14 protein-coding genes and 4 pseudogenes are annotated in these 19,255 nt (G+C 68.1%); 7 read left to right on the forward strand and 11 right to left on the reverse strand.

The features are described 5' to 3' along the window. Nucleotides 1-823 precede the first annotated feature (823 nt). On the forward strand, nt 824-1,552 hold the full coding sequence (locus ACGF8B_RS40105) for a hypothetical protein (protein ID WP_392747639.1): 729 nt from the start codon (nt 824-826) through the stop codon (nt 1,550-1,552). A 114-nt stretch (nt 1,553-1,666) separates the two neighbouring features. On the opposite strand, the gene ACGF8B_RS40110 is transcribed toward ACGF8B_RS40105, so the two are convergent. From ACGF8B_RS40110 to ACGF8B_RS40120, 3 genes and pseudogenes are all read right to left on the reverse strand, one after another. Next, entirely contained in the window at nt 1,667-2,098 is a 432-nt protein-coding gene (locus ACGF8B_RS40110) for a RidA family protein (protein WP_392747698.1), read from the reverse strand. A 198-nt stretch (nt 2,099-2,296) separates the two neighbouring features. Next, nucleotides 2,297-2,770 (reverse strand): hypothetical protein, encoded by a 474-nt coding sequence (locus ACGF8B_RS40115; protein WP_392747641.1) that lies wholly within the window; start codon nt 2,768-2,770, stop codon nt 2,297-2,299. Nucleotides 2,771-2,994: 224 nt separating this feature from the next. Beyond that, nucleotides 2,995-3,175 (reverse strand): annotated as a pseudogene (locus tag ACGF8B_RS40120) (IS481 family transposase); the annotation flags it as partial. Between the two features lie 226 nt (nt 3,176-3,401). On the opposite strand from ACGF8B_RS40120, the gene ACGF8B_RS40125 reads away from it, so the two are divergent. Next, nucleotides 3,402-4,106 (forward strand): hypothetical protein, encoded by a 705-nt coding sequence (locus tag ACGF8B_RS40125; protein ID WP_392747643.1) that lies wholly within the window; start codon nt 3,402-3,404, stop codon nt 4,104-4,106. Between the two features lie 290 nt (nt 4,107-4,396). Here ACGF8B_RS40125 and gcvH read toward each other — a convergent pair whose 3' ends face one another. Both gcvH and ACGF8B_RS40135 read right to left on the reverse strand, forming a co-directional pair. Further along, a complete protein-coding gene (gcvH, locus tag ACGF8B_RS40130; RefSeq protein ID WP_392747645.1) occupies nt 4,397-4,780 on the reverse strand; it encodes a glycine cleavage system protein GcvH in 384 nt (127 codons plus the stop codon). 754 nt (nt 4,781-5,534) lie between these two features. After that, entirely contained in the window at nt 5,535-6,107 is a 573-nt protein-coding gene (locus tag ACGF8B_RS40135; protein ID WP_392747646.1) for a hypothetical protein, read from the reverse strand. On the opposite strand from ACGF8B_RS40135, the gene ACGF8B_RS40140 reads away from it, so the two are divergent. Then, complete coding sequence (locus ACGF8B_RS40140; RefSeq protein ID WP_392747648.1) at nt 6,058-7,500, forward strand: leucine-rich repeat domain-containing protein; 1,443 nt, start codon at nt 6,058-6,060, stop codon at nt 7,498-7,500. The two genes, ACGF8B_RS40135 and ACGF8B_RS40140, sit on opposite strands and share 50 nt — an antisense overlap. Here ACGF8B_RS40140 and ACGF8B_RS40145 read toward each other — a convergent pair. Beyond that, the gene (locus ACGF8B_RS40145) at nt 7,412-7,990 is read right to left on the reverse strand and encodes a response regulator transcription factor (RefSeq protein ID WP_392747700.1); all 579 of its coding nucleotides are present in this window, start codon (nt 7,988-7,990) and stop codon (nt 7,412-7,414) included. The two genes, ACGF8B_RS40140 and ACGF8B_RS40145, sit on opposite strands and share 89 nt — an antisense overlap. Before the next feature lie 950 nt (nt 7,991-8,940). Beyond that, a pseudogene (locus ACGF8B_RS40150) lies at nt 8,941-9,129 on the reverse strand (IS5/IS1182 family transposase); the annotation flags it as partial. Nucleotides 9,130-9,189: 60 nt separating this feature from the next. Between ACGF8B_RS40150 and ACGF8B_RS40155 the strand changes: the two are divergent. Beyond that, nucleotides 9,190-9,750: pseudogene (locus ACGF8B_RS40155) on the forward strand (transposase); the annotation flags it as partial. Here ACGF8B_RS40155 and ACGF8B_RS40160 read toward each other — a convergent pair. The 4 genes from ACGF8B_RS40160 to ACGF8B_RS40175 form a co-directional block, all read right to left on the reverse strand. After that, complete coding sequence (locus tag ACGF8B_RS40160) at nt 9,736-10,419, reverse strand: transposase (protein ID WP_392747650.1); 684 nt, start codon at nt 10,417-10,419, stop codon at nt 9,736-9,738. The pseudogene ACGF8B_RS40155 and the gene ACGF8B_RS40160 overlap by 15 nt on opposite strands. A gap of 180 nt (nt 10,420-10,599) precedes the next feature. Further along, the gene (locus tag ACGF8B_RS40165) at nt 10,600-11,526 is read right to left on the reverse strand and encodes a hypothetical protein (protein WP_392747652.1); all 927 of its coding nucleotides are present in this window, start codon (nt 11,524-11,526) and stop codon (nt 10,600-10,602) included. A gap of 262 nt (nt 11,527-11,788) precedes the next feature. After that, a complete protein-coding gene (locus ACGF8B_RS40170; RefSeq protein ID WP_392747654.1) occupies nt 11,789-14,128 on the reverse strand; it encodes a hypothetical protein in 2,340 nt (779 codons plus the stop codon). 117 nt (nt 14,129-14,245) lie between these two features. After that, nucleotides 14,246-15,736, reverse strand: a complete 1,491-nt coding sequence (locus tag ACGF8B_RS40175; protein WP_392747656.1) for an ankyrin repeat domain-containing protein — start codon at nt 15,734-15,736, stop codon at nt 14,246-14,248. A gap of 857 nt (nt 15,737-16,593) precedes the next feature. On the opposite strand from ACGF8B_RS40175, the gene ACGF8B_RS40180 reads away from it, so the two are divergent. The 3 genes and pseudogenes from ACGF8B_RS40180 to ACGF8B_RS40190 all read left to right on the forward strand — a co-directional run bounded on the left by ACGF8B_RS40180 (nt 16,594) and on the right by ACGF8B_RS40190 (nt 19,078). Then, entirely contained in the window at nt 16,594-17,367 is a 774-nt protein-coding gene (locus ACGF8B_RS40180) for an alpha/beta hydrolase (RefSeq protein ID WP_392747658.1), read from the forward strand. Nucleotides 17,368-17,520: 153 nt separating this feature from the next. Next, nucleotides 17,521-17,796 (forward strand): hypothetical protein, encoded by a 276-nt coding sequence (locus ACGF8B_RS40185; protein ID WP_392747660.1) that lies wholly within the window; start codon nt 17,521-17,523, stop codon nt 17,794-17,796. A 278-nt stretch (nt 17,797-18,074) separates the two neighbouring features. Next, nucleotides 18,075-19,078, forward strand: a pseudogene (locus ACGF8B_RS40190) (AAA family ATPase). The last annotated feature ends 177 nt before the right edge of the window (nt 19,079-19,255 follow it).

Raw genomic sequence — 19,255 nt, forward strand, 5'->3', positions numbered from 1 at the left:
GGACGAACCCTCAGGCTCTTGACCAGATCTTGCGGGACCGAATGACAACAGAAGATCGACTCACCCTGGCCAACCTCCTGACTCAGTGAATACGGCACCCATGGGAGCGCCCGACTCACGTGCTGAACTTCGATCTGACGGAAGCCGAGATCTCACTTCGTCGACTGACAGTGTGAGCGTTTCCACTGGAAACCATGGCAGCTCCACCTCTCGCATCTCGCAGAGGTGGAGCCGTTTTCACATCGCAGGACGCAGCCTTCACGGTGCGGACAGGGCAACAGAGCTGACACTGTGGCGCAGCAGATTCCGCGACGCCAGGCCGCCCGGGTTCAGGGGGCGCCGCCAACCCAGTCCTACCGGCCGGGAGCGTTGGGGTCTGGCCCCGGTGGCCCGCTCCTCGGGCGCCCAAGAGGTGACGTCGGTGAGTCGGTGACGTCGTGCGGGGCTGGTCGTCTGTGGCCGTGGGGCGGGGGAGCGGTACGTAGGGATGCACTTGTTTGGCGATGGAGTCGTCTGCTGGCGGTTGTTGGGGCTGTGCGAGGTGTGGGTGGCTGGGTGCCACGCAGCATTTGCATGGCCCCAGAGGGCGTTCGCCAGGCGGGCGCGAGGTTGCCGCGGATGCCTGCCCGGCGGGATCGGCCACGAAGTTCCGGTGAACCCTCCTCGCCCCGACCGGGGAGGGGAGCCATGCCCACGACTGATGAGGAGCGCGGCTGAGTTCAATTGCGGGATACTCATGAAGAGTTGACGGATTCACGCGTGGCTTCGGCGGTGGACATGTCACTCAGTGTGCTTTTATGTGCAGCATGAAAACGAGGCGTCGATGAGTACCACTCGATTCTCCGCGTTCGTCGGGGGCATCTGCGCGGCCGTTCTCTGTGTCGGCTGCGGCTCGCAGGCGGAGGAGCAGCCGAAGGCCGCCGCGCCGACCGCCGACAGCCCGTCGCCGTCGGCACCCGCGGCGCCGACCGCCGACCCGCACGTGGTGCCGGGTTCGGTCCTGAAGACCTATTTGCCGACCAACCGCACCCTGCCCGAGGGGTGGAAGGTCTCCACCGTGTTCGAGGAGCACGACAGCGGCCCGAAGCCGGTGCCGCCGTCCGCCGATCCCAGCCCGACGGTGAACTTCGGCTGCGACCAGCTGGTCCGGAGCGGTACGGAGGCGGCCCTCGGTGGCTGGGGCGCGTACGCCAACCTGGGGGTCACTGACCCGTCCGCCCATGAGGTCGGGATCATGGTGCGCGCCTACTCCACCGGCCGGGCGTCGGAGGTGTTCGGTCGGCTGAGGTCGCTGGAAGGTGTCTGCGGAACGACCTACGAGCCCAATTCGGCGGGGCTGTTGAACAACCCGGTCACGGTCACCGTCAGCGCCGCCGACGGTGTCGGGGACGAGGGCGTGCGCGTCACGATCGACCGGAAGGCGTACGTCGGCCTGGATCTCGTCGTCATGCGAGTCGGTGACCGGCTGCTGTCCGTGACCTCCGACAACGACGGCGGGAAGTTCGCCGACGTCATGGCACTGACGAAGGCCATCGCACTCCGGGTGAAGTGAACCGCGTTCCAGCGCGTCTTCCAGGACGGGGACGACGATGCCGCGCAGAGCCCGCAGTCGGGGTGCGCCCGGCACGCAGCTTCCGGACCCGCGCCACCCAGCGTGTCAGTGGGCTCAAGATTCGAGCACGGCGGCGACGGCCTCGATCTCGACGAGTTGGTCCTTGTAGCCGAGCACGGTGACGCCCATCAAGGTGCTTGGGACGTCATGGTCAGCGAACGAGTCCCGGACTACCTCCCAGGCAGCCACCAGGTCCTCTCGCCGGGCCGACGCGACGAGAACTCTTGTACTGATGACGTCCTGAAGCGACGCGCCTGAGGCGGCGAGGGCGGCCTTCATGTTCTCGGTGGTTTTCGTGGCCTGACCCGCGTAGTCACCGATGGCTGCCGTGGAGCCGTCATCGTTCAGTGGACAGGCCCCGGCGAGGAAGATCAGGCGTGACTCGGCGGGCGCCGTGGCCGCGTAGGCATACTCGGCGACGTCGGACAGGGAGGCAGAGCGGATCAACGTGATGGCACGAGCCGTAGCTGCCGGGTCCTTTCCCATGCTCAAGGCGGTCACATGCTCCGCCTGACCAGTCCTAAGGGCTGTCCCGCAATTCCTGGTGGAACAGCGTGCGGCGTCAGATGCGGTGCATCGCAAGGCGGAGGGACGTCTACATACTGGATGTATGTGGACGTTCCGACAACGCGGCGAGGTGCCGTAGCTGTCGTCGCACGCCCGCCAGGAATTGCGGGACAGCCCTTAGTCTCCGGAGAATCCGAAAATTCCCAGATGAGTCGGCCTGCCGTCGGAGTAGAGGACGACGTAGTAGCCGGTCCACCGCATCTGGCACTCGCCGAAGAGGCTCCGCTTATGCTCCTCATGGCTCGCAGCCTCATTGGCAGCGGTGGCGAGCGCTTCATACTCCTCGACCGTCGGGCGGTCGGTGCCGAAATGGTGCGCCACACGGTTGAGTGCCAGAGGGCGCAGGGTGCCGTAGTCAGCAACACCGGACCCTGTCGGCAGGTCATCCGGGACCACAACCCTGTCAATGTCGAGGATCGTATGGGTGCCTTCTGTGCCCATGAACTCCGAGTCCGCATGCAGGTCCTTCAGGCTTGGGTGGCGGCCACCGTCGCCGTACTCCTCCTGAAAAGCCTTGGCCTGCAAAGTTCCCAAGGCCGCCTCCACATCGCCGTCGTACCTGGTGACGTAGTCCCATCCACTGGCACCCATCGAGCCACCCTCCCTGAAGATCGTGAATGGCCGAACAGTAACGGCGGGGACTGACAACGCCGGGCACGGCACCGCCAGGATGATCGCCCGGACAGTGCCTAGTCGGTCGGGCGAATCGCCCCGGAGGTGACGGACGCCGCGCGACGGCTGACCGTCACCTCCGGGGAGTAGCCGGTGTACGGGGATACCCGGCCGCAGGCGCCTCCCGCAAAATAGACAGAGCCACCCGGCCGGGCGCGTTCGTAGCGGCGGATCGGCTCGCCGGCGGGCCGGTCAGGCCAGGCGGTTCAGGCCGAGGCGGACCAGGATCCGATCAACAGTAGAGACGGGCAGGCCCAGGATCGGTGCGATGCGTGCCGGGCCGAGCTTGCGGCCGGTCCGTAGCCGGCAGACCCGGGTCTCGACCGCGAACTCTGCTGTGCTCGATCGGATGACCACGAAGCAAAGCAGCCCCCGCCACCGAAGACCGCAGCCAGAATGTGACTGTTTCACACCGCCGGTAAACAAAGGGGCACCTATACGCAAATTGACCGCTTTCATCCTGGCCGTTGTCGCAGCAGCCACCACCGGGCTTACCGCTGCGCCACCAGCGCAGGCATCGGAGGGAGACTGCTGATACGACAGCTACTGCGTGTGGTCGGAAGAAGACTTCGAAGGCGAGTTCAGGGAGGTGTTCGGCCCCAACGACCAGGTTGGGCGGTGCTACAGCCCGGAGATCAACTGGCTTGATGGTACGAGGTCGACCCTCGCCTCATTCAAGAACAGGTCCGACTACCAGGTACAGGTGTACGACAGCGAGACCTGTACCGGTCCGCCGTACGGGATCGTGAAGCCCGGCGGGAAGGGCAACAACATCTCCGGCCGCCTGCACTCCTTCCGTATCACGCCCGTGTGCGATCCGGGATGCCTGTGCTTCTTCGAGAAGAAAAACTACACCGGTAAGAAATGGCGGATCAGCCCGCGCTTCGGCAGTGTCTGCAACAACGCAACGGCACGAGGAGCCGAGCCGCCGCTTGCCGCGTACAACATGCTCGGCGGCCCGGTCACCCTCTTCTTCAGCAGCGGCGGCTGGTGCCTCGGGGGAGGTACTCCCTGGACAACAACGCATGGGCCGCCTTCAACCAGCCGATTTACGCAGCCCAGCGGTAGCCGCTTGATGGACAGCCCTGTCCGCCGTCGACTCACCGCACGCAGCAGGCTCCTCACCTGCCGCCAACTGCTCGACGACGGACAGGGCCGGTGGCTCCAGCGCGGGCTACACCCGCCGCAAGCGCCAGGCCGGGACGGACCTGCATCTACCGGCCCAGGCGCAATGCCCGGCCCAGGAAGCTGTTGAGGTGCGTCCCTGGATGCCGGACCAGTGGGAGTTCTCGCTTCCGTGTCCGGGATTGTTCTCAGTCTGGTGTCCGGCCTTGGGTGCCGTGGGCCGGGCCGATCGGGGGTGTTCTATGGGGTGATGAGCAGTGATGGCCCGGCGCTGGTGCTGGACAAGCAGTGAGGATTTCCTGGTCACTGGGCGAGGATTACCGGGTCCGGGAAGCGAGAGCTCCCAGGAAGCAGTGGGTCGCGTCGGCGGGGCCGCGCGCGGGCCGGGCCTGGTGCCGGCCGCGCCCAGCGAAGCAGGCATCATTCGCCGATCAATGCCTTGTAGCCAGCGGCGTCCAGGAGCCTGTCGAGTTGACTGCGGTCGGAAGGGCGCAGTTGGTAAATCCACGCGTCGTACGGCTCTGAGTTGATCAGTTCGGGGCTGGCGGCGAGGTCATCGTTGACCGCGATGACCTCGCCGGCAACAGGGGTGTAAGTGTCCGATGCGGCCTTGACCGACTCGACCACACCCACCGCGTCGCCGGCCCCGCACACCCTTCCGACCTCGGGGGGCTCCACGAACACAACATCCCCCAGCGTCTCCTGGGCGTAGTCGCTGAGCCCAACGGTCACGAGGCCGTCGGCCTCCAGGCGGGCCCATTCGTGGGACTCCGCGAATCGCAGGAATCCCGGAACATCTGACATGTCTTCCCTCGCTCTGCAGTGGCTTGGCGCATGGGTCGTTCACCACATGTGGTGACAGCCCATTGCCATGATCAGCAGAAGACTTAACGCCACGTCACTAATGCGCTGCGTTCACTCGAACGGGTCCGCGTCACCGGATGCGCGATCGGGCACCTGTCGACCAGTCCCTCGCGCGCGTCGGTGAGGCCGCGTAACGCTGGGGGTGGTTAGTTGTGGTGTGGGGTGGTCTGGGGTGTCGCGGATCGGGTGAGATCGGGTTGTGGTGTCTTTGGTCTGGGTGGGGGTCTGGCCTGGGGTTGTGTCAACTTCGTTGTGAGTGAGGGGGTTTGTCGCATGCGGCTTCTGCCTCTAATGGCACCGTTTGTGTTTTTCTTGCAGGTTAGTGGCTTTCCTGGGTGGTGCGGTGGCAGGGGCAGGGCCGTCGTGTACGGGGACGGCATCGAAGACTGAGTGCGGTTGGACCCGCTTGCTCGCGTTGAGATTCCGAGGTGTGGCCACCGTGCTTGCCCGCACGGCTGACGGTCCGGCAAGCAGGAGGCAGCGGGCGCTCCGGCCATTAGGATGCGAGGGCCCGCGTCCGCGGTCCGTGGTCATCGTCTTCGAGGGCGGCCAGGCCGACCGGGGCGTCGATGGCGAGCCGACCGCCGTGCCCCGCGCACTATCGAGAACCCGTCCTGGGAAGTGTTCGTCGCTCGCGACCAGGGCGCGGTTTTCAGTGATGCTCTCTGAACCCTCTTTGGTCCGGCCAGCGGCGTCAGGGCTTCTTCATGCAGGGCGTGCGGACGAAGGCCGCGGCGAGCGCCACTGTGAGGGGAAGGACGGTGAGTACCAGCAGGACCGGGCGGTAGGAACCGGAATGTTCTCTGCCGAAGGCGAGTACCAGGGGACCGAATGCCGAAGCACCGACCATCACGGCGTGGACGACTCCGCGAATTGCTCCGAGATGTTCCAGGCCGAAGCATCGAGGGAAAACGACGGCCTCAAGCGTCCGGACGCCGTGGCCGACGGCCCCGAGCGCGAGGCTGTAGCCCACCACGGAGATTCCCGGTTGCACCCACCCCGCAGCCGCGGTCAAGGCAGCGAGCAGCAGCATGACCGAGATGATCAGGATGAGGTCGGAGATCTGGTCGGCAAGCCAGCCGAGTAGCAGGGTGGCGGCGAGCCCGGCAACCATCTGAGGCAGGAAGGTGGCCGCGGCCTCGGTGGTGCTGAGGCCACGCTCGCCGAGTAGGGACAGCTGGTGAAAGTTGAGTCCGGTGCCGATGAGGCTGCTGTCCGTGGCTGGGCGCACCAGGGCCGGGGAACTGGTCACGGCCGACTGGTTCACCGTGACACTGACAGGGCCGCGGGAGGTCGGCCGCAGCGCGGAGGTGCATCTGGAAGACCTGCGGGACCTGACGGAACTGCGAGAGGAGATCCGGCCCGAACTGCTCGGCGACGCCGAGGACGCCTGGGACCTCGCGGACCGGATAGAGGCGGCGTGGGCGGCCGGGCTGCCCCTGCTGCCTGACACCCCGGGCCCGCTCCTGGCCGCCTCGGCGCGGGAGGTGGAGCGACTGCGGGAGGAGGCCGCGCAGGTCACCGAACTTGACCTGGCCGCCCATCGTGCTCTGTGGCAGAACCCTGAGGGTGTACTGGACTTCACCGCCCTGCGCAGGCTCCGGCTCGCGGGCCGGAGCAGTCCGGGCCGGCTGCTGCCGCGGCTGGCGGAGCTTGCGTACCTCGAAGAGCTGGACATCTCCGGCATGGCGCTGGAGGAACTGCCCGAGGCGATCGCGCGTCTGCCCCGGCTGAAGGTCCTCGACATCTCCGGCAACCCCTTCCGCGCCCTGCCCGACCGGCTCGGCGGCTTCACCGGACTGCGGGTACTGCGCGCCCGCGACCTCTGTTGCTCGCTCCCCCACACGCTGTCCCGGCTGCCTGCCCTGGAAGAACTCGACCTGTCGGGGCTGCAGCCCGCACCTGCCGACCGCCTCGACAACGACCCGTACCTCGTACCGTTCCCCCGCATCGTGACCCGGCTGCCTGCGCTGCGCAGCCTCAACCTGTACGGGGCCGTGCTGGATTCAGTACCCGACGGCCTGCTGCGGGCCACCGCCCTGGAGGAACTGGACCTCGGCGGCGCACTGGGCCGGGTAGAGAGTCTGCCCGAGCTGTCGCGGCTTCCCCGGCTGCGGACCCTGCGCATGAACGGGAACGCAGGCAACGCGGACCGGGCCCCCGCCCCGCACCTGCTCGACCGCGTCTGGGAGGTCACCACGCTCGAAGAGCTGGCGCTCGACTGCTGGGGCGAGGAGACCTGCCGCGACCCGCGGACCGGACGGTACGACACCCTCGGGCCGCCGCTGACACTGCCGGACGACGCCTTCGCCCGTATGCCCCGCCTACGCGTACTGAACCTGGAGTTCAGTCGCCCGACGACGCTGCCCGAGTCGTTCTACGCGCTCACCGCACTCGAGGACGTCCAGGTCGACTTCAGCGCCCTGGACGCGCCGACCCGGCAGCGCCTGGCCTCCCTCGCCCGCAGCGAACCGGACAACCCCGCCCGGGACTGGATCAGCGCCCTCCAGGCCCGGCTGCTCCTCAAGGCGGGCCGCCACGACGACGCGTACCGGCTCACCGAGCGGATCCTCACCCGGCGCCCCGGCTTCCGCGGCCTCGCCGGCATCGTCGGCACCGCCGACTACCGAACGTGGCGGGACAGAGCAGCGGGACAGTGACGAGAGCGAAGTTGCGGCGGTTGGTCGGCCGAACAACCGGGCCGGCCAGCCAACCGGGCGGCCAGCTGCCGTGGATCGGGGCGGCCGACCGCGCGCGATCCGTGCCCCGCCGAGCACGCCGGTGAGGAAGGCCGGTCAAGAGGGCGGGGCAATGCCCGGTCGTACACCGGCGTGGCATGCCACCAGGGAGGCCAGCGCAGTGCGGGACTGTATGCCCGTCTTGCGGCAGACACGGGCGATGTGACTCTCGACCGTACGCAGGCAGACTGAGGCAGAGCCTGGACGCCACAGCCTGGTTGGTGAGGCCCTGGGCGACCATCTCCGCGATCTCGCGTTCACGCGAGGTGAGCTGCCCCAGTCCGGCGGCAGGTCCGGACGCGCCCGGTGCCCCGTCGTTGTCGTCGAGCAGGTCGGGGCCCTGCTGGTCGGCCATGGCGACCAGCAGCGTCGCCCCGCCCTCGGCTGCCAGGCTGCGGGCACGGCGCCGCATCTCGGCGGCGCGGTCGCCGTCACCCGCGGCCTTGGCGAACGGGGCGCCGAGCAGCAGGCTCTGCACCTCCCTCAGTGACGCGCCGCAGAGCGCGCTCTCCCGCGCGGCTTCGGCGAACACCCGTTCCGCCGCGGCCCGCCGGGTCGGCAGGTCGAGCAGGTCGTGTCGGTGAGACGGCGGCGGGGGGCGTGAAACTGACGGATCTTGTCTGCGGGGCTGCTGGGGGCTTCCTCAGTGAAGCACGTAACTGTCTGCGTAAGAACTCGCGCGGATTGGTGGTAGAGCCGGCACTGGTGGTAGGGCGGGCACAGTTCCGGGTGATCCTGGAGTCGTAACACTCTGTGATCACCGGGGGGCGCCTGTTCTGCCGTTGTCACTGTCCTCGCCGTTGTGGGAGCGGTTCTCGGCGTTGTTGCCCGGTTGGACGGGGCGTGCTGTCCCCGGTTCCTGCGGCCGTCCGGGTGGGTGGTCGTCGGCCCGGTGCGGGGCGGTGGGTCCGGCGAACCGTGGGTGCGGTCCGTGTTGTTGGGGTTCGCCGGATTGTTTCCGGCGGGTGGGCGGGCATGTTGTGGGGCGCGCCGGCCCGCCAGGGCTGTATGGACTGGGCGGGCCGGTCGGGCTGGTTGGTCAGTGGGGGACCGGGTCGCGATGTCGTGGCCGAAGGCGACGGTCAGGTGGGTGTTGTGCGGTGTTACCGCCACCGCCTTTATCGGTGCGGGGAAGGTCAGTGCGGGGCCTGTCTGCCGGTGGGTGGTCAGGTCCCATACGCGTACTGTTCCGTCATCGCCGCCGGCGACGGCGACGGGGCGGCCGTCCCGGCTGTCACGACCGTGGTGACCGGTCGGGTGCGGCCGGACAGCAGGGGACCGATACGGCGGCCCGTGGCGGGGCCGGTCACCCGCAGCCACCGGCCCACCGAGACCACGATCACCTGCCACCGCCGGGTGCAGTCACGGGCGGCGGCGCGGTCGTCCGTCCCAGCGGTAGGTCACCCACGCCCGGCGGATCACGCTGCGGACGGTGATGACGGTGTCGGCGAGATCGAAGAACGCGTCGATGACGACGGCCCGGCGCTCATAGCAGCGGGCTGTGAGAGTTCTTCTGCGGCCCGGGATGGGTTGCTGCCAGGCTCGGCGCCGATGATCGGGCATGACTCGAAACATAACTGGCGCCCCGTCAGGGGCTGTCGTTCTCTCATGATGTCTGCCGGACATCGGCGTCGACCTGGCCCACCCGTTGGCTTGATCAGCAGCTTGTCTGCCTTGCGGCGTGACTCACCACAGTTCCGCCACGCGGTGACTCCATCCAGGCCGACCGACCACAGCCGTCCGCCCATCAAGGAGAACAACCGAGGGCACATCCTCGCAGAACAGGTCGACGGCGTCATCGGCGTCGATACCCACCGGGACACTCTCGCAGCAGCGGCTGTCAGTCCCATCGGCGCCGTTCTGGCCAGCACCGACTCACCGGCCAACGCCCGCGGTTACCGTCGCCTGCTGGACTTCGCCCGCGAACACGTCCCGGGACGCCGCTGCTGGGCTCTGGAAGGCATCGGCAGCTACGGCGCCGCACTCGCGTCCTTCCTCGGCCAGGCCGGCGAACACGTCGTCGAGGTCTGCCGGCCCAAACGAGCCGCCAACCGGGGCGGACGAAAGACCGACATGCTCGACGCCGTCCGCGCCGCAAAGGACGCCTTGTCCACCGAGCACCTGATCCAGCCCAGACTCCGCGGCGAGCGTGAAGCACTACGTGTCCTCCTCGCGACCCGCCAAGGTGCGGTCCTCGCCTCCACGGCCGCGATCAACCAGCTCAAGGCCCTGATCATCTCTGCGCCCGACGACCTCCGCGCCGAGCTGCGGGCACTCAAGCGCCCGGCCCAGGTCACCTACTGTGCCCACCTCCGGGACCGCCCGGCCCAGGACCTTGAGCACCGAATGACAGCAAGGGCCCTTCGATCCACCGCACAGCGCCGCGCGCGAGATGACGGGCAGGATCCGCCGGCGACGCAACTCGTCGCTGTGCGCGTTGGAGTCGTAGCCCTTGTCACCGAGCAGAGCTTCAGGTCTGCGGCGAGGTCGGCCGGGGCGGCCCGCGACGGGCAGGACTCCGTCGACCAGGGCGAGGGTCTGATTGCAGTCGAGTTCGCCGGCCGCGTTCAGCTCCGCGAGCAGGACCTGGTGGAGCCGGTCGAACACTCCTGCCTTCTGCCACCGGTCCAGGCGGCGCCAGCAGGTCTGTCCCGAGCCGAACCCCAGTTCCGGGGGCAGGAGTTGCCAGGCCATGTCGTTGTAAAGAACGAACAGGATGCCCTGGAGACACAGCCGGTCCGACACCGGCCGCGGCCCCGGCGACCGCTCCGGCCGCGGCGGCAACAACGGCTCGATCAGAACCCACAACTCATCGTCCACGATCCACGGTCGAGTACCCACTCCCTCACGAACGGCCGAATCATCACACCGGTCACGGCCTACCAGGACGTTTCAGCAAGATCGTGTTACGAGCTCGTAGGGCGGCGAGGAAGCCGGCTTCTTCGCCGTGTAGGTCAAGGACGATGGGAAGGTGTTCGTCAGTCGCCGATCCTGATGCATGGGCAGGCCAGGATAGTCGAGTCAGTCAATTCGCAGACTCCGCTTCCAGTTCGAACCATCGAACTCCATTACATCCTTGGGCCCGATGGACCACATGATCCCGTCGGCCGCGCTCAGGTGATAGCAGGTCTGCGGAACGTCGTCTCCGAAATCGACGGGCTTGAGCTTGCCGTCCTCGAGTCGATAGACGAAATGGGTGGAAGACACGTACAGCTTTCCGCCGAAAACCTCCATGCCCCAAAGGTCTTCTTTGGTGCTTTCATGCTCGATCAATTCCCATTGGTCATCGCGCCCCCGAAGCAAGGTGCCGAGCTGGCCGCAGGCATAGGCAAAGCCGTCCGACGCGCAGCGAACTTTGTAGAGCGCCAGGTTGGTCGGACTGTTCTGCTGAGCGAAGAAGGAACCGTCATACTTCCAGATCTCTCCTTCCCGACCGACCGTGTATATCTCCTGTTCGCTGAACCCGTCGATGGACTCGAAGCTCGTGTCGGTGATCGGGGTGTCACCGACTTGGGCGCTCTGGTCAATGCATTTCCACTGATCTTCGCCATCACGAACATAGGCCTGCCGGCAGGTTCCTACGGCATAGGCTCTACCTTTCGCGATACCACGTACTTCACGAAGAGGGCCGCGCTTCCTCGGATCCACTCCGCAGCTTGCGATGGGTGCCTCTTCCTTTACAGCGCCGCCACCACTAGCTCGTACCGATCCATCGGTGCCCAGCACCAGGTAACGTTCGGCCGGCGCATGGCAGACCGTTCCGGAACAGGCAGGCCATTCCACTGTGCCGGCGCCCCAAGTTCCGTGATCCAGAGAGAACAGTAGCGAATCTGTGTAACCTTCGCTGACAGCGGCATCGTTCGTGACAATCAAATAGCTGAGGTCTGAATAGCGAACAACTCCAGTACCAATACTGAGTCCGCTGAACCGTGGATCTCGAGTGTCCATGTTGGTCTCCTGATGTGAGTGAATTAACGGCCGGACTCGCCAAGGGCTGTCCCGTAAATACCCTTCGCCGTCTGTGTCGACGAAACCTTGGATGCGTCGCGAGGCAGTTTGAGCGGCGGCAGGCGGCAGAGGATCAGCCTTGCGGCTCCTGCGGCTTGACGTCGAGCTCGCGCCGGGCCGTAGGCGTGGCGGAGTTCGGGCCAGGGCACCTGGTCGAGTTCGTCGAGGGGCCGGATGTCAGGCGGTGTGGCGGGTTCGGGGTTCATCGGGCGCCTCCGAGGGCCTGGTGGGTGCGCTGGGCCTGGCGCCACGACTCGAATTCGGGCAGGGCCGCGATGTCGGTGAGGTCACCGAAGGAGGGGTCGCGGGTGAGGACCTGGTCGGCCACTCGGTAGGCGTCGTCGGTGCGGCCGAGGGCGAGCAGGATGCGGACCTGGGTGTCGCGGACGAAGTCGTACTCCGGGGCGGAGGCGACCGACAGGGCCTGCCCGACGGCGGCGAGCGCGCGCTCGGGTTCGCCGCTGTGCAGCAGATGCCAGGCGAGGGCGTTGCCGGTGCGGCGTTTGACCTCTTCCTGGAAGGCGCCCTCGTCGGTGAAGTGCCAGATCGTGCCGGGTATCAGGGCGAGTGTCTGCTCGGCGTAACGGATGAGCTTCGCGGTCGGTTCGGGGCGGTCGGCGTCCGGGGCGTTGTCGGCGAGGTGGTCGAGGGCGTCGACCAGGCCGTAGTGGGCGTAGAGCTGGTCGTAGTCGGAGTAGCACGTGCCCGGGGTGCAGAGCGTGACGGCTTCCTCGAAGGCGGTGACGGCCGCCGTGTGGTCCTGGGCGGCCTGTTTCTCGGCGCCGGTCCTGACCAGGGCGTGCACGGCCTGCCAGTTCGGGTCGTGGACGACCTCCTTGGTGCCGGTGTCCCGCAGGTCGAGCCGGGTCCGGGGAAACGTCGCGCGCAGACGCTCCAGCGTGGGCCGGTCGAGCTTGGTGTACCGCAGGCCCGCGAAATCGAGTCGGCGCAGTCCGAAGATCGACGCTGGAAGGGTGGTGAGTTCGTTGAACGACAGGTCGATGTGGCGCAGGTTCGACAGGTGGGTGAACGCGTCGTCGGGCAGCGCGCGGAAGGCGGTGCGTGCCTTCCGGCCGTCGAACGTTTCCTTGCCCCAGCGGTCGATCTCCAGGTGCTCGAGGGTGGTGATGTCCCAGATGCCGGCGAGCAGGTCCCGGCTGGGAGGGGGCTGGTTGGAGCCCGGGGCGCTGCCGTTCATGCGCAGGACGCGCAGGCGTGGCAGCCGGGCCAGGTCGGGCAGCCGCGCCAGCCGGGCGGACAGGGAGCCGGTGAGGTCGAGCTCCTCCAGTTCGGTCAGGTTCAGCAGCTCGTCGGGGACGGAGGACAGCCAGACGTACGACAGGTCGAGCGTCCTCAGTCCGGTCAGGCGGGTGACGATCGGGGGGAAGTCGACCAGGGTGTCGCAGTAGTAGCGGCCCTGGTGCTGGCGGGACAGGTCCAGTTCACGCAGTGTGTGCAGCCGGGCGAGCATGTCGGGGAGCGGGCAGGTCAGCTCTGCGGCGCGCAGCACCTCCAGGCGGTCCAGGTCGCCGAGGGAGTCCGGCAGGTCTGTGAAGGCGTTGTCGGAGATGTCCAGCAGCCGCAGGTTCCGCAGCCGGCCGATGGACTTGGGCAGCCCGGTCAGCCCCGTCCCGGCCAGGTGGAGTTCTTCGAGGGCGGCCAGCTCGCCGATGCGCGGGTCGATTGTCTTGAGCTCGGCGTTGCCCTCCAGGGAGAGGACCCGCAGGTTGGGGAAAGAGAGGAGCTGCTCGGGGAAGTGCCTCAGCTTGCGTTCGGACAGGTCGAGTTCAGTCACCTGCTCCGCCCGGTCCAGCAAGGCGTCCAGCTCCTCCAAGGTGGCCAGGTGACTCGGCCGCACCCCCGCCCGCAGCACCTGCCGCCCCTCGCGCAGGGCTTCCTCGATCTTCTGCGCGTCCGCCTCGCCGTCATCGTCGAAGAGCTCGGGCAGCAGGACGGCCTCCGGTTCCCCGTCGTCGAAATCGACGGGGCAGTTGGTACTAGAGGGGTCGGCGAGGAGCAGTGCCTGCGGCTGCTCGGCGAAGGTCATGCCGAAGTACGACATGTTGATGATGATCCGGGCGCGAGTGCGGCCGCACACCGTGAGCCAACCGCCGGCGTCCTCGTCCGAGACGCAGACTCCACACGTCACCTCCAGATCCCCGCGCACGACCAGGTCTGGGCAGCCGGACAGCAGCACGTTGCGCGCCCGCAGAACCCCGGTGACCAGGAAGAAGTTACCTTCGAGGCCGTCCCACCAGTCCAGGTCTCCGTCGACGGTCAGGTCACCGTCCACGACGGTGTTGTACGGCACCCAGTCGCTGTCGCCCTCCGGCTCCAGGTGACCCGCGACATACAGACCGCCCTCGTACAGGCGGATCTCCTGCTCGTCGGCGAACTCGGCGTACGGGTAGCCGACATCGGCGGAGACCCGGAACCGCTCCTCCGCCTCCTGGGCGCTGATGACGCGGTACCCCGCCGGTGAGTGCACCGTGGTGAGGGCGGGGGGTACTGACGGGCTGCTCTGGGGTTCTTCATCGGCCATTTGTGGTTGCTCCGTGGGGTGAAGTGTCCGGTAAGACGGAATCGATGGGGGAAGCGCGAGGCACGGTGTGCTGCGCGATCGGCTGGGGCGGGCCGCCAGACCGACAGGTACATGCGCTCAGTGGGCCTCGGCTTGCGCAGCCGTGCGGAAGACCGGCAGACCCTCGCGGAGCCGGGCGAACAGCAGATGCCGGTCCATCATTTCCCTGCCCTCGTCCTCGTCCTCGTCAACGGCGAAGACCTCGTCCACCAGCAGCTCGCGCAACTGCTCCTGGACGCCGTCGCCGTACCCCTGCTGGAAGTCGTCCAGGTCGAAGTGGAGCTCCGCTTCCACCGAGGCGATCGTCGCGTGCTCGTCCTCGATGACCAGGCGGGCGCGGATGGTGCCCGCCTGGAGCGTCTGGTCGTTGTAGTAGCCGTGGACGACGTCGGCCCCGATGTCGCCGTCGACGGACATCTCGCCGTCCGTGAACACCCCTCGGGCCGTCACCCCGCCGCCGATGGCCACCACCGAATCCGGGCCGCAGTCGGCCAGCACGCCTTCGACCGTCAGCGAGCCGGTGACCACGAAGGGGGCCACCACGTCCAAGTCGCCGCCCTTCACCACCAGATCGCCGTGGTGGAAGAACGGCGTGTCCAGCCGCTGGTCACCGGTCAGCGTTCGCGTCGTACCGGACTCGCCGAGCACCCTGATGCACAGTCGGGGCACCGAGGGCAGCAGATCAGGGTGACAGTTGTGGCGCAGTGCGGAGACCAGATCCTGGTAACTGTCGAAGTCCGGCTCCACAAGCTCAGCGAGCCGGCCGCTGTCGTCGGGGATCCCAGCAACCTCGCACACCTCGGCCAGCTCGGCCCGCATCACCCCGGCCGCTTGCCGCAGCGCCTCCATGTCGATGGGCAGCGGCCCGCCCTCCACCACGGGATACCGCACATGCGCCGGGGCACCCGCAGTCTCCAGCAGAGTCACGATCTCCGACCGTGCCTGCCGCTGCTCCATGCTGTACTCCGGCAGACGCAACGCGATCCCCAGGGGAGTCCGGCCGAGGCCGTCGACCGCGGCGTTGTCGGCGCCGCGCTCCAGCAGCAGCTTCACCAGCCCCGGTCGCGCCGAGCCGACCGTCGCGTGCAGCGGAGTGTTTCCGCGATCGTTGACCGCGTCGGTCGGTGCGCCGTGGTCGAGCAGGAAGGCGTAGAGCGGCGCGGCCACGCAGCTGTGGTGGGCGAACGACCCGCCGGTGGTACCGAGCGGGCCGTCCAGCCGGGCGCCGTGCTCGACGAGCAGCGCCAGCACCTCCACGGAGCGCTCCGCCCAGGCCGCCGGATCGGAGTCGTGCAAGGCCACGGCCCACTCGGCGGGGGTGGCACCGCGGTTGTCGAGGGCGTGCACATCCGCGCCGCACTCCAGCAGCGCCCGTATCACCTCAAGGCAAGGCAGCGGGTCGGCGGCGCTGTACAGGGCCTTCACCGCCCGGTACAGCGCGGTGGCGCCCTGCTCGTCGCGCGCCGAGACATCCGCCCCGTCCGCGATCAGGGAACGGACCAGGGCTGCCCGCTCCGAGGCGTCGCCGCCATGGGCAGGGGTGACAGCAGCAAAAAGGGATTCACTCATCGATCCACTCACAGTGAGGACCGTAGGACGTACCTCTGACAGTGGGCCGGGTCTGCCGGGCAACCGGCCCTTCACCACGTAGAGCACATCAAAGTCGGCCGTAGGCCGCGATCAGGCCGGTTCCGCGAGTTTCCGTAGCCGACTGCGTAGTTCTACTGACACCGGCGCCGGACGTAGTGGGGGAATCCCCACGTACTCGGCCCCATGGGCCGAGGTCGGGACCGGGGAGGGACTGGGGCCTGTACGGGAAGGGCGATCGGTCGGCGCAGGGCGCCGCGCCCCGGCCATGTCCCGTTGGCGCGCTTACGCTCGCCACGTCATACCAACTGCCGGCAGGGGCGCTGACGGCAACCAGGTGATGCCCTGATATCCCTACCGCCCCGCACGTTTCGGGCGAAGGCAGAAAAGGCAATCTCGATGGCACAGTCGACCCGGCTGCACATGGTGAGTGGCGAGGAGATCCGCGACCTCAAGGAGAATCCCGGCAGCATCGACGGTCTCGACAAGGCCGAGTCCTTCCGCACCCACTTCGGCCTCTCGCTCAACTTCCTCACCGGCGAGACCTACCCGAACTCGCCCCCTCACCCGCTGTACGCCGCGCTGGACGGCGCCGAAAGCGTCGCCTGCCCGACCTTGGAGAACGCGGCTTTCGGGGTGGTCGTGCCGGAGCAGGCGGCAGAGATCGCCGCAAGCCTCGCGGCCGTTGACCCGGCAGCCGTCGAGGTCGGCGGAGCGACGAACCGGCGGGCAGCGGGCACAGTCCCCTGGGCTGGAGAGAACAGGGTGAGACTCATGGAACGAGAAGCGGCCACGGACACCGTCGTCCTCATCCACGGCCTCTGGATGACCCCGCTGTCGTGGGAGAACTGGGTCACCCGCTACGAGCAGCGCGGGCTCAAGGTGATCACCCCCGGTTATCCCGGCATCCAGCCTGTGGTACCGCCGGCGTCCAGGTCCTTCGCGACGACCCCTCCCCGCTGGCGGGCCTGGGTGTGACCGAGGTCTTCGACCAGCTGAAGCAGGTCATCGACGCGCTCGACACGAAGCCGGTCGTCATGGGCCACTCGTTCGGCGGGGCCTTCGTCCAGCTCCTCCTTGACGCCGGATACGGCTCGGCCGGCGTGTCCATCGACGGCGCCGCCGTGAAGGGTGTGAAGGCGCTGCCCTTCAGTGAGATCAAGGCGACCTTCCCGGTCCTGCACAACCCGGCCAACAAGAGCCGCGCGGTGCCGATCACCGAGAAGGAATTCCACCACGCCTTCACGAACAACCTCACAGTGGAGGAGTCGAAGGCCGTCTACGACCGCTATTCCGTGCCGGTCTCGGGCCGCATCCTCTTCCAGGGCGGGTTCGCGAACTTCACTCCGAACGCGACGACGACCTACGACTTCGCCAACGACGACCGCGCACCGCTCCTGTTCATCTCCGGCGGCAACGACAACATCCTGCCGCCCGCCGTCCAGCGCGAGAACTACGAGAAGAACGCCAAGCGCTCCAAGGCGATCACCGCGTACAAGCTCTTCGACGGCCGTAGTCACTACACCTGCGGCGAGCCTGGCTGGGAAGCCGTCGCCGACCTCGCCCTCGACTGGGCCCTCGCCCCCATCCCTGGCGGCCTCGACCAGAACTGACCCCTTCCCGCCTCTGAGGGCATCCCCTCTCTTCACATCTCTTCACACCGCATCGCCGTACCGGTCGCGGCTGATCCGCGCCCGGATGTGCTCGGTCGACCGGTCAGGCATGCCCCAGCGTCGGAGCCCGAAGCATGATGTCGATCCCTTTCCATGTCCGCCCTCCGGGCCGTCTTCGCCTCGCCCCGCCCGCTGCGGCGGCTGCCGGCGGCACCGCCGGTGCGGCGCGACGGCCAGGAACTCGCCCTGGACGCCCAGTTGCTCCTCCGGCTGATGCGGATTGCCGGAAGAAGACTCGTCGGCGGCCCTGCGGCTTCTGGCCCGCCTGCACTGTCGGTGGATCCTTCGGCGGTCCTGCTGCAGCGGTGGCCGCTCACCTCACGGCCGCTGATCTCAGCAGCGACCTCCTCCGACTGGTCAGAAGTGTGACGCGCTGCCCGTACGTCGGTCACCATGCGCCCTGACCGGCTTGGGCCGGGCCCGCCACGAAGGGACAGCGTTGTCGTACTCGTGCTGTAGAACGCTGTCTGACGGCGACAGTCGCCCAGCGCCGTGCCGTAGCCACCGGGGCCCTGGCGTGCTGTGGCGGCGTTCCGAGGGAGATCGTGGTGGTTGGGTTGTACAGGGGACCGGGCAGGCGCACGAACAGCGTGCCGTTCGTCAGCAGGTCAGCCGAGTTCCGCCGGCTCGACGCGGCCCTGCAGCACATGGGAGCCGGTGGTCCGGCCCTCGTCGACATCACCGGTGAGGCCGGTATCGGCAAGAGCCGGTTGCTGGCGGAGTTCAGTACGCCCGCCGCCGCGGGGCGGCCGTGTTGCGCGGCCGGGCTACCGAGTTCGAACGGCACAGTCCGTTCCAGCCGTTCGCCGACGGGTTCGCCGACCTCGACCAGCGGGTGCTCAGAGTGTTCCCGTCGCTGCGGGAGCTCCCTCCGGTGCTGCGGGGGAGGGCCGAGCCCTCGGGCGAGCCGTGGAACAGGGACCGTTTCGGCCTCTACCGGGCCACCGCGGACGCACTGCGCCGCATCCGGGGCGCGCGGCTCGTCGTGGTCCTCGACGACCTGCACTGGGCGGACCCGGCGTCCCTGGAACTCGTCGACCACCTCGTGCGGCACCCCGTGAAGGCCCCCTTCCTGCTCCTCGTGTCGCGCCGCGACCGCCAGGCCCCGGCGGCGCTCACCACGGCGCTGGCGCGCGGGGCCGACACCGGCGCGGTGCTGCGGATCTCTCTCGGCCCGCTCGACGAACGGGAATGCGTCGAAGAACTGGCCCGCGACCTGCCGCAGCAGCTGGCGGCCGAGATGTACGCCGCGAGCGAGGGCAACCCGCTGTACTTCCTGGCGCTCCTGACGGCCCATCGCACCGCCCGGCTGCCCGGGCCCCCGGTCCGGGACGGTGGTCCGCCCGCGGGCCTGGAAGCACTGCTGCTCGACGAGCTCGCCCCTCTGGACCCAATTGAGCGCGGCACCGTAGAAGCCGCCGCCGTACTCGGCGACCACGCCACGGCCGACCTCATCGCCGCTCTCACCGGCTCGCCGGTCCCCGACGTCGTCGAGGCCCTGCGCGATCTGATCCGTGCCACGGCCGACCTCATCGCCGTTCTCACCGGCTCGCCGGTCCCCGACGTCGTCGAGGCCCTGCGCGGGGTGATGCGCCGCGATCTGATCCGTACGGACCAGGACGGACCCGTCTGGCACTGCGCCACCCGCTGATCCGGGCGCTGGTCCACGACAGCACCGATCCCTGGCGGCGGCAGGAGCTCCACCGCAGGGCGGCGGCCGAACTGGCCCGCGCGGGCGCCCCCATCGAGCAGGCACACCACAACGAGCAGTCACTGACCGGCTGGGATCCGCAGGCCGCCGCCGTACTGACGAAGGCCGCCGAGCAGA

It is taken from the genome of Streptomyces sp. NPDC047917, assembly GCF_043204345.1.
GTDB classification, from domain to species: Bacteria; Actinomycetota; Actinomycetes; order Streptomycetales; family Streptomycetaceae; genus Streptomyces; species Streptomyces sanglieri.

What these genes read in the sequence shown, in the direction of transcription:
- gcvH (WP_392747645.1), bottom strand. Translation starts at nt 4,780, where the DNA reads ATGTCAGATGTTCCGGGATTCCTGCGATTCGCGGAGTCCCACGAATGG.
- ACGF8B_RS40110 (WP_392747698.1), bottom strand. Translation starts at nt 2,098, where the DNA reads ATGGGAAAGGACCCGGCAGCTACGGCTCGTGCCATCACGTTGATCCGC.
- ACGF8B_RS40165 (WP_392747652.1), bottom strand. Translation starts at nt 11,526, where the DNA reads ATGGACACTCGAGATCCACGGTTCAGCGGACTCAGTATTGGTACTGGA.
- ACGF8B_RS40170 (WP_392747654.1), bottom strand. Translation starts at nt 14,128, where the DNA reads ATGGCCGATGAAGAACCCCAGAGCAGCCCGTCAGTACCCCCCGCCCTC.
- ACGF8B_RS40105 (WP_392747639.1), top strand. Translation starts at nt 824, where the DNA reads ATGAGTACCACTCGATTCTCCGCGTTCGTCGGGGGCATCTGCGCGGCC.
- ACGF8B_RS40115 (WP_392747641.1), bottom strand. Translation starts at nt 2,770, where the DNA reads ATGGGTGCCAGTGGATGGGACTACGTCACCAGGTACGACGGCGATGTG.
- ACGF8B_RS40185 (WP_392747660.1), top strand. Translation starts at nt 17,521, where the DNA reads ATGTCCGCCCTCCGGGCCGTCTTCGCCTCGCCCCGCCCGCTGCGGCGG.
- ACGF8B_RS40145 (WP_392747700.1), bottom strand. Translation starts at nt 7,990, where the DNA reads ATGCGGCGCCGTGCCCGCAGCCTGGCAGCCGAGGGCGGGGCGACGCTG.
- ACGF8B_RS40175 (WP_392747656.1), bottom strand. Translation starts at nt 15,736, where the DNA reads ATGAGTGAATCCCTTTTTGCTGCTGTCACCCCTGCCCATGGCGGCGAC.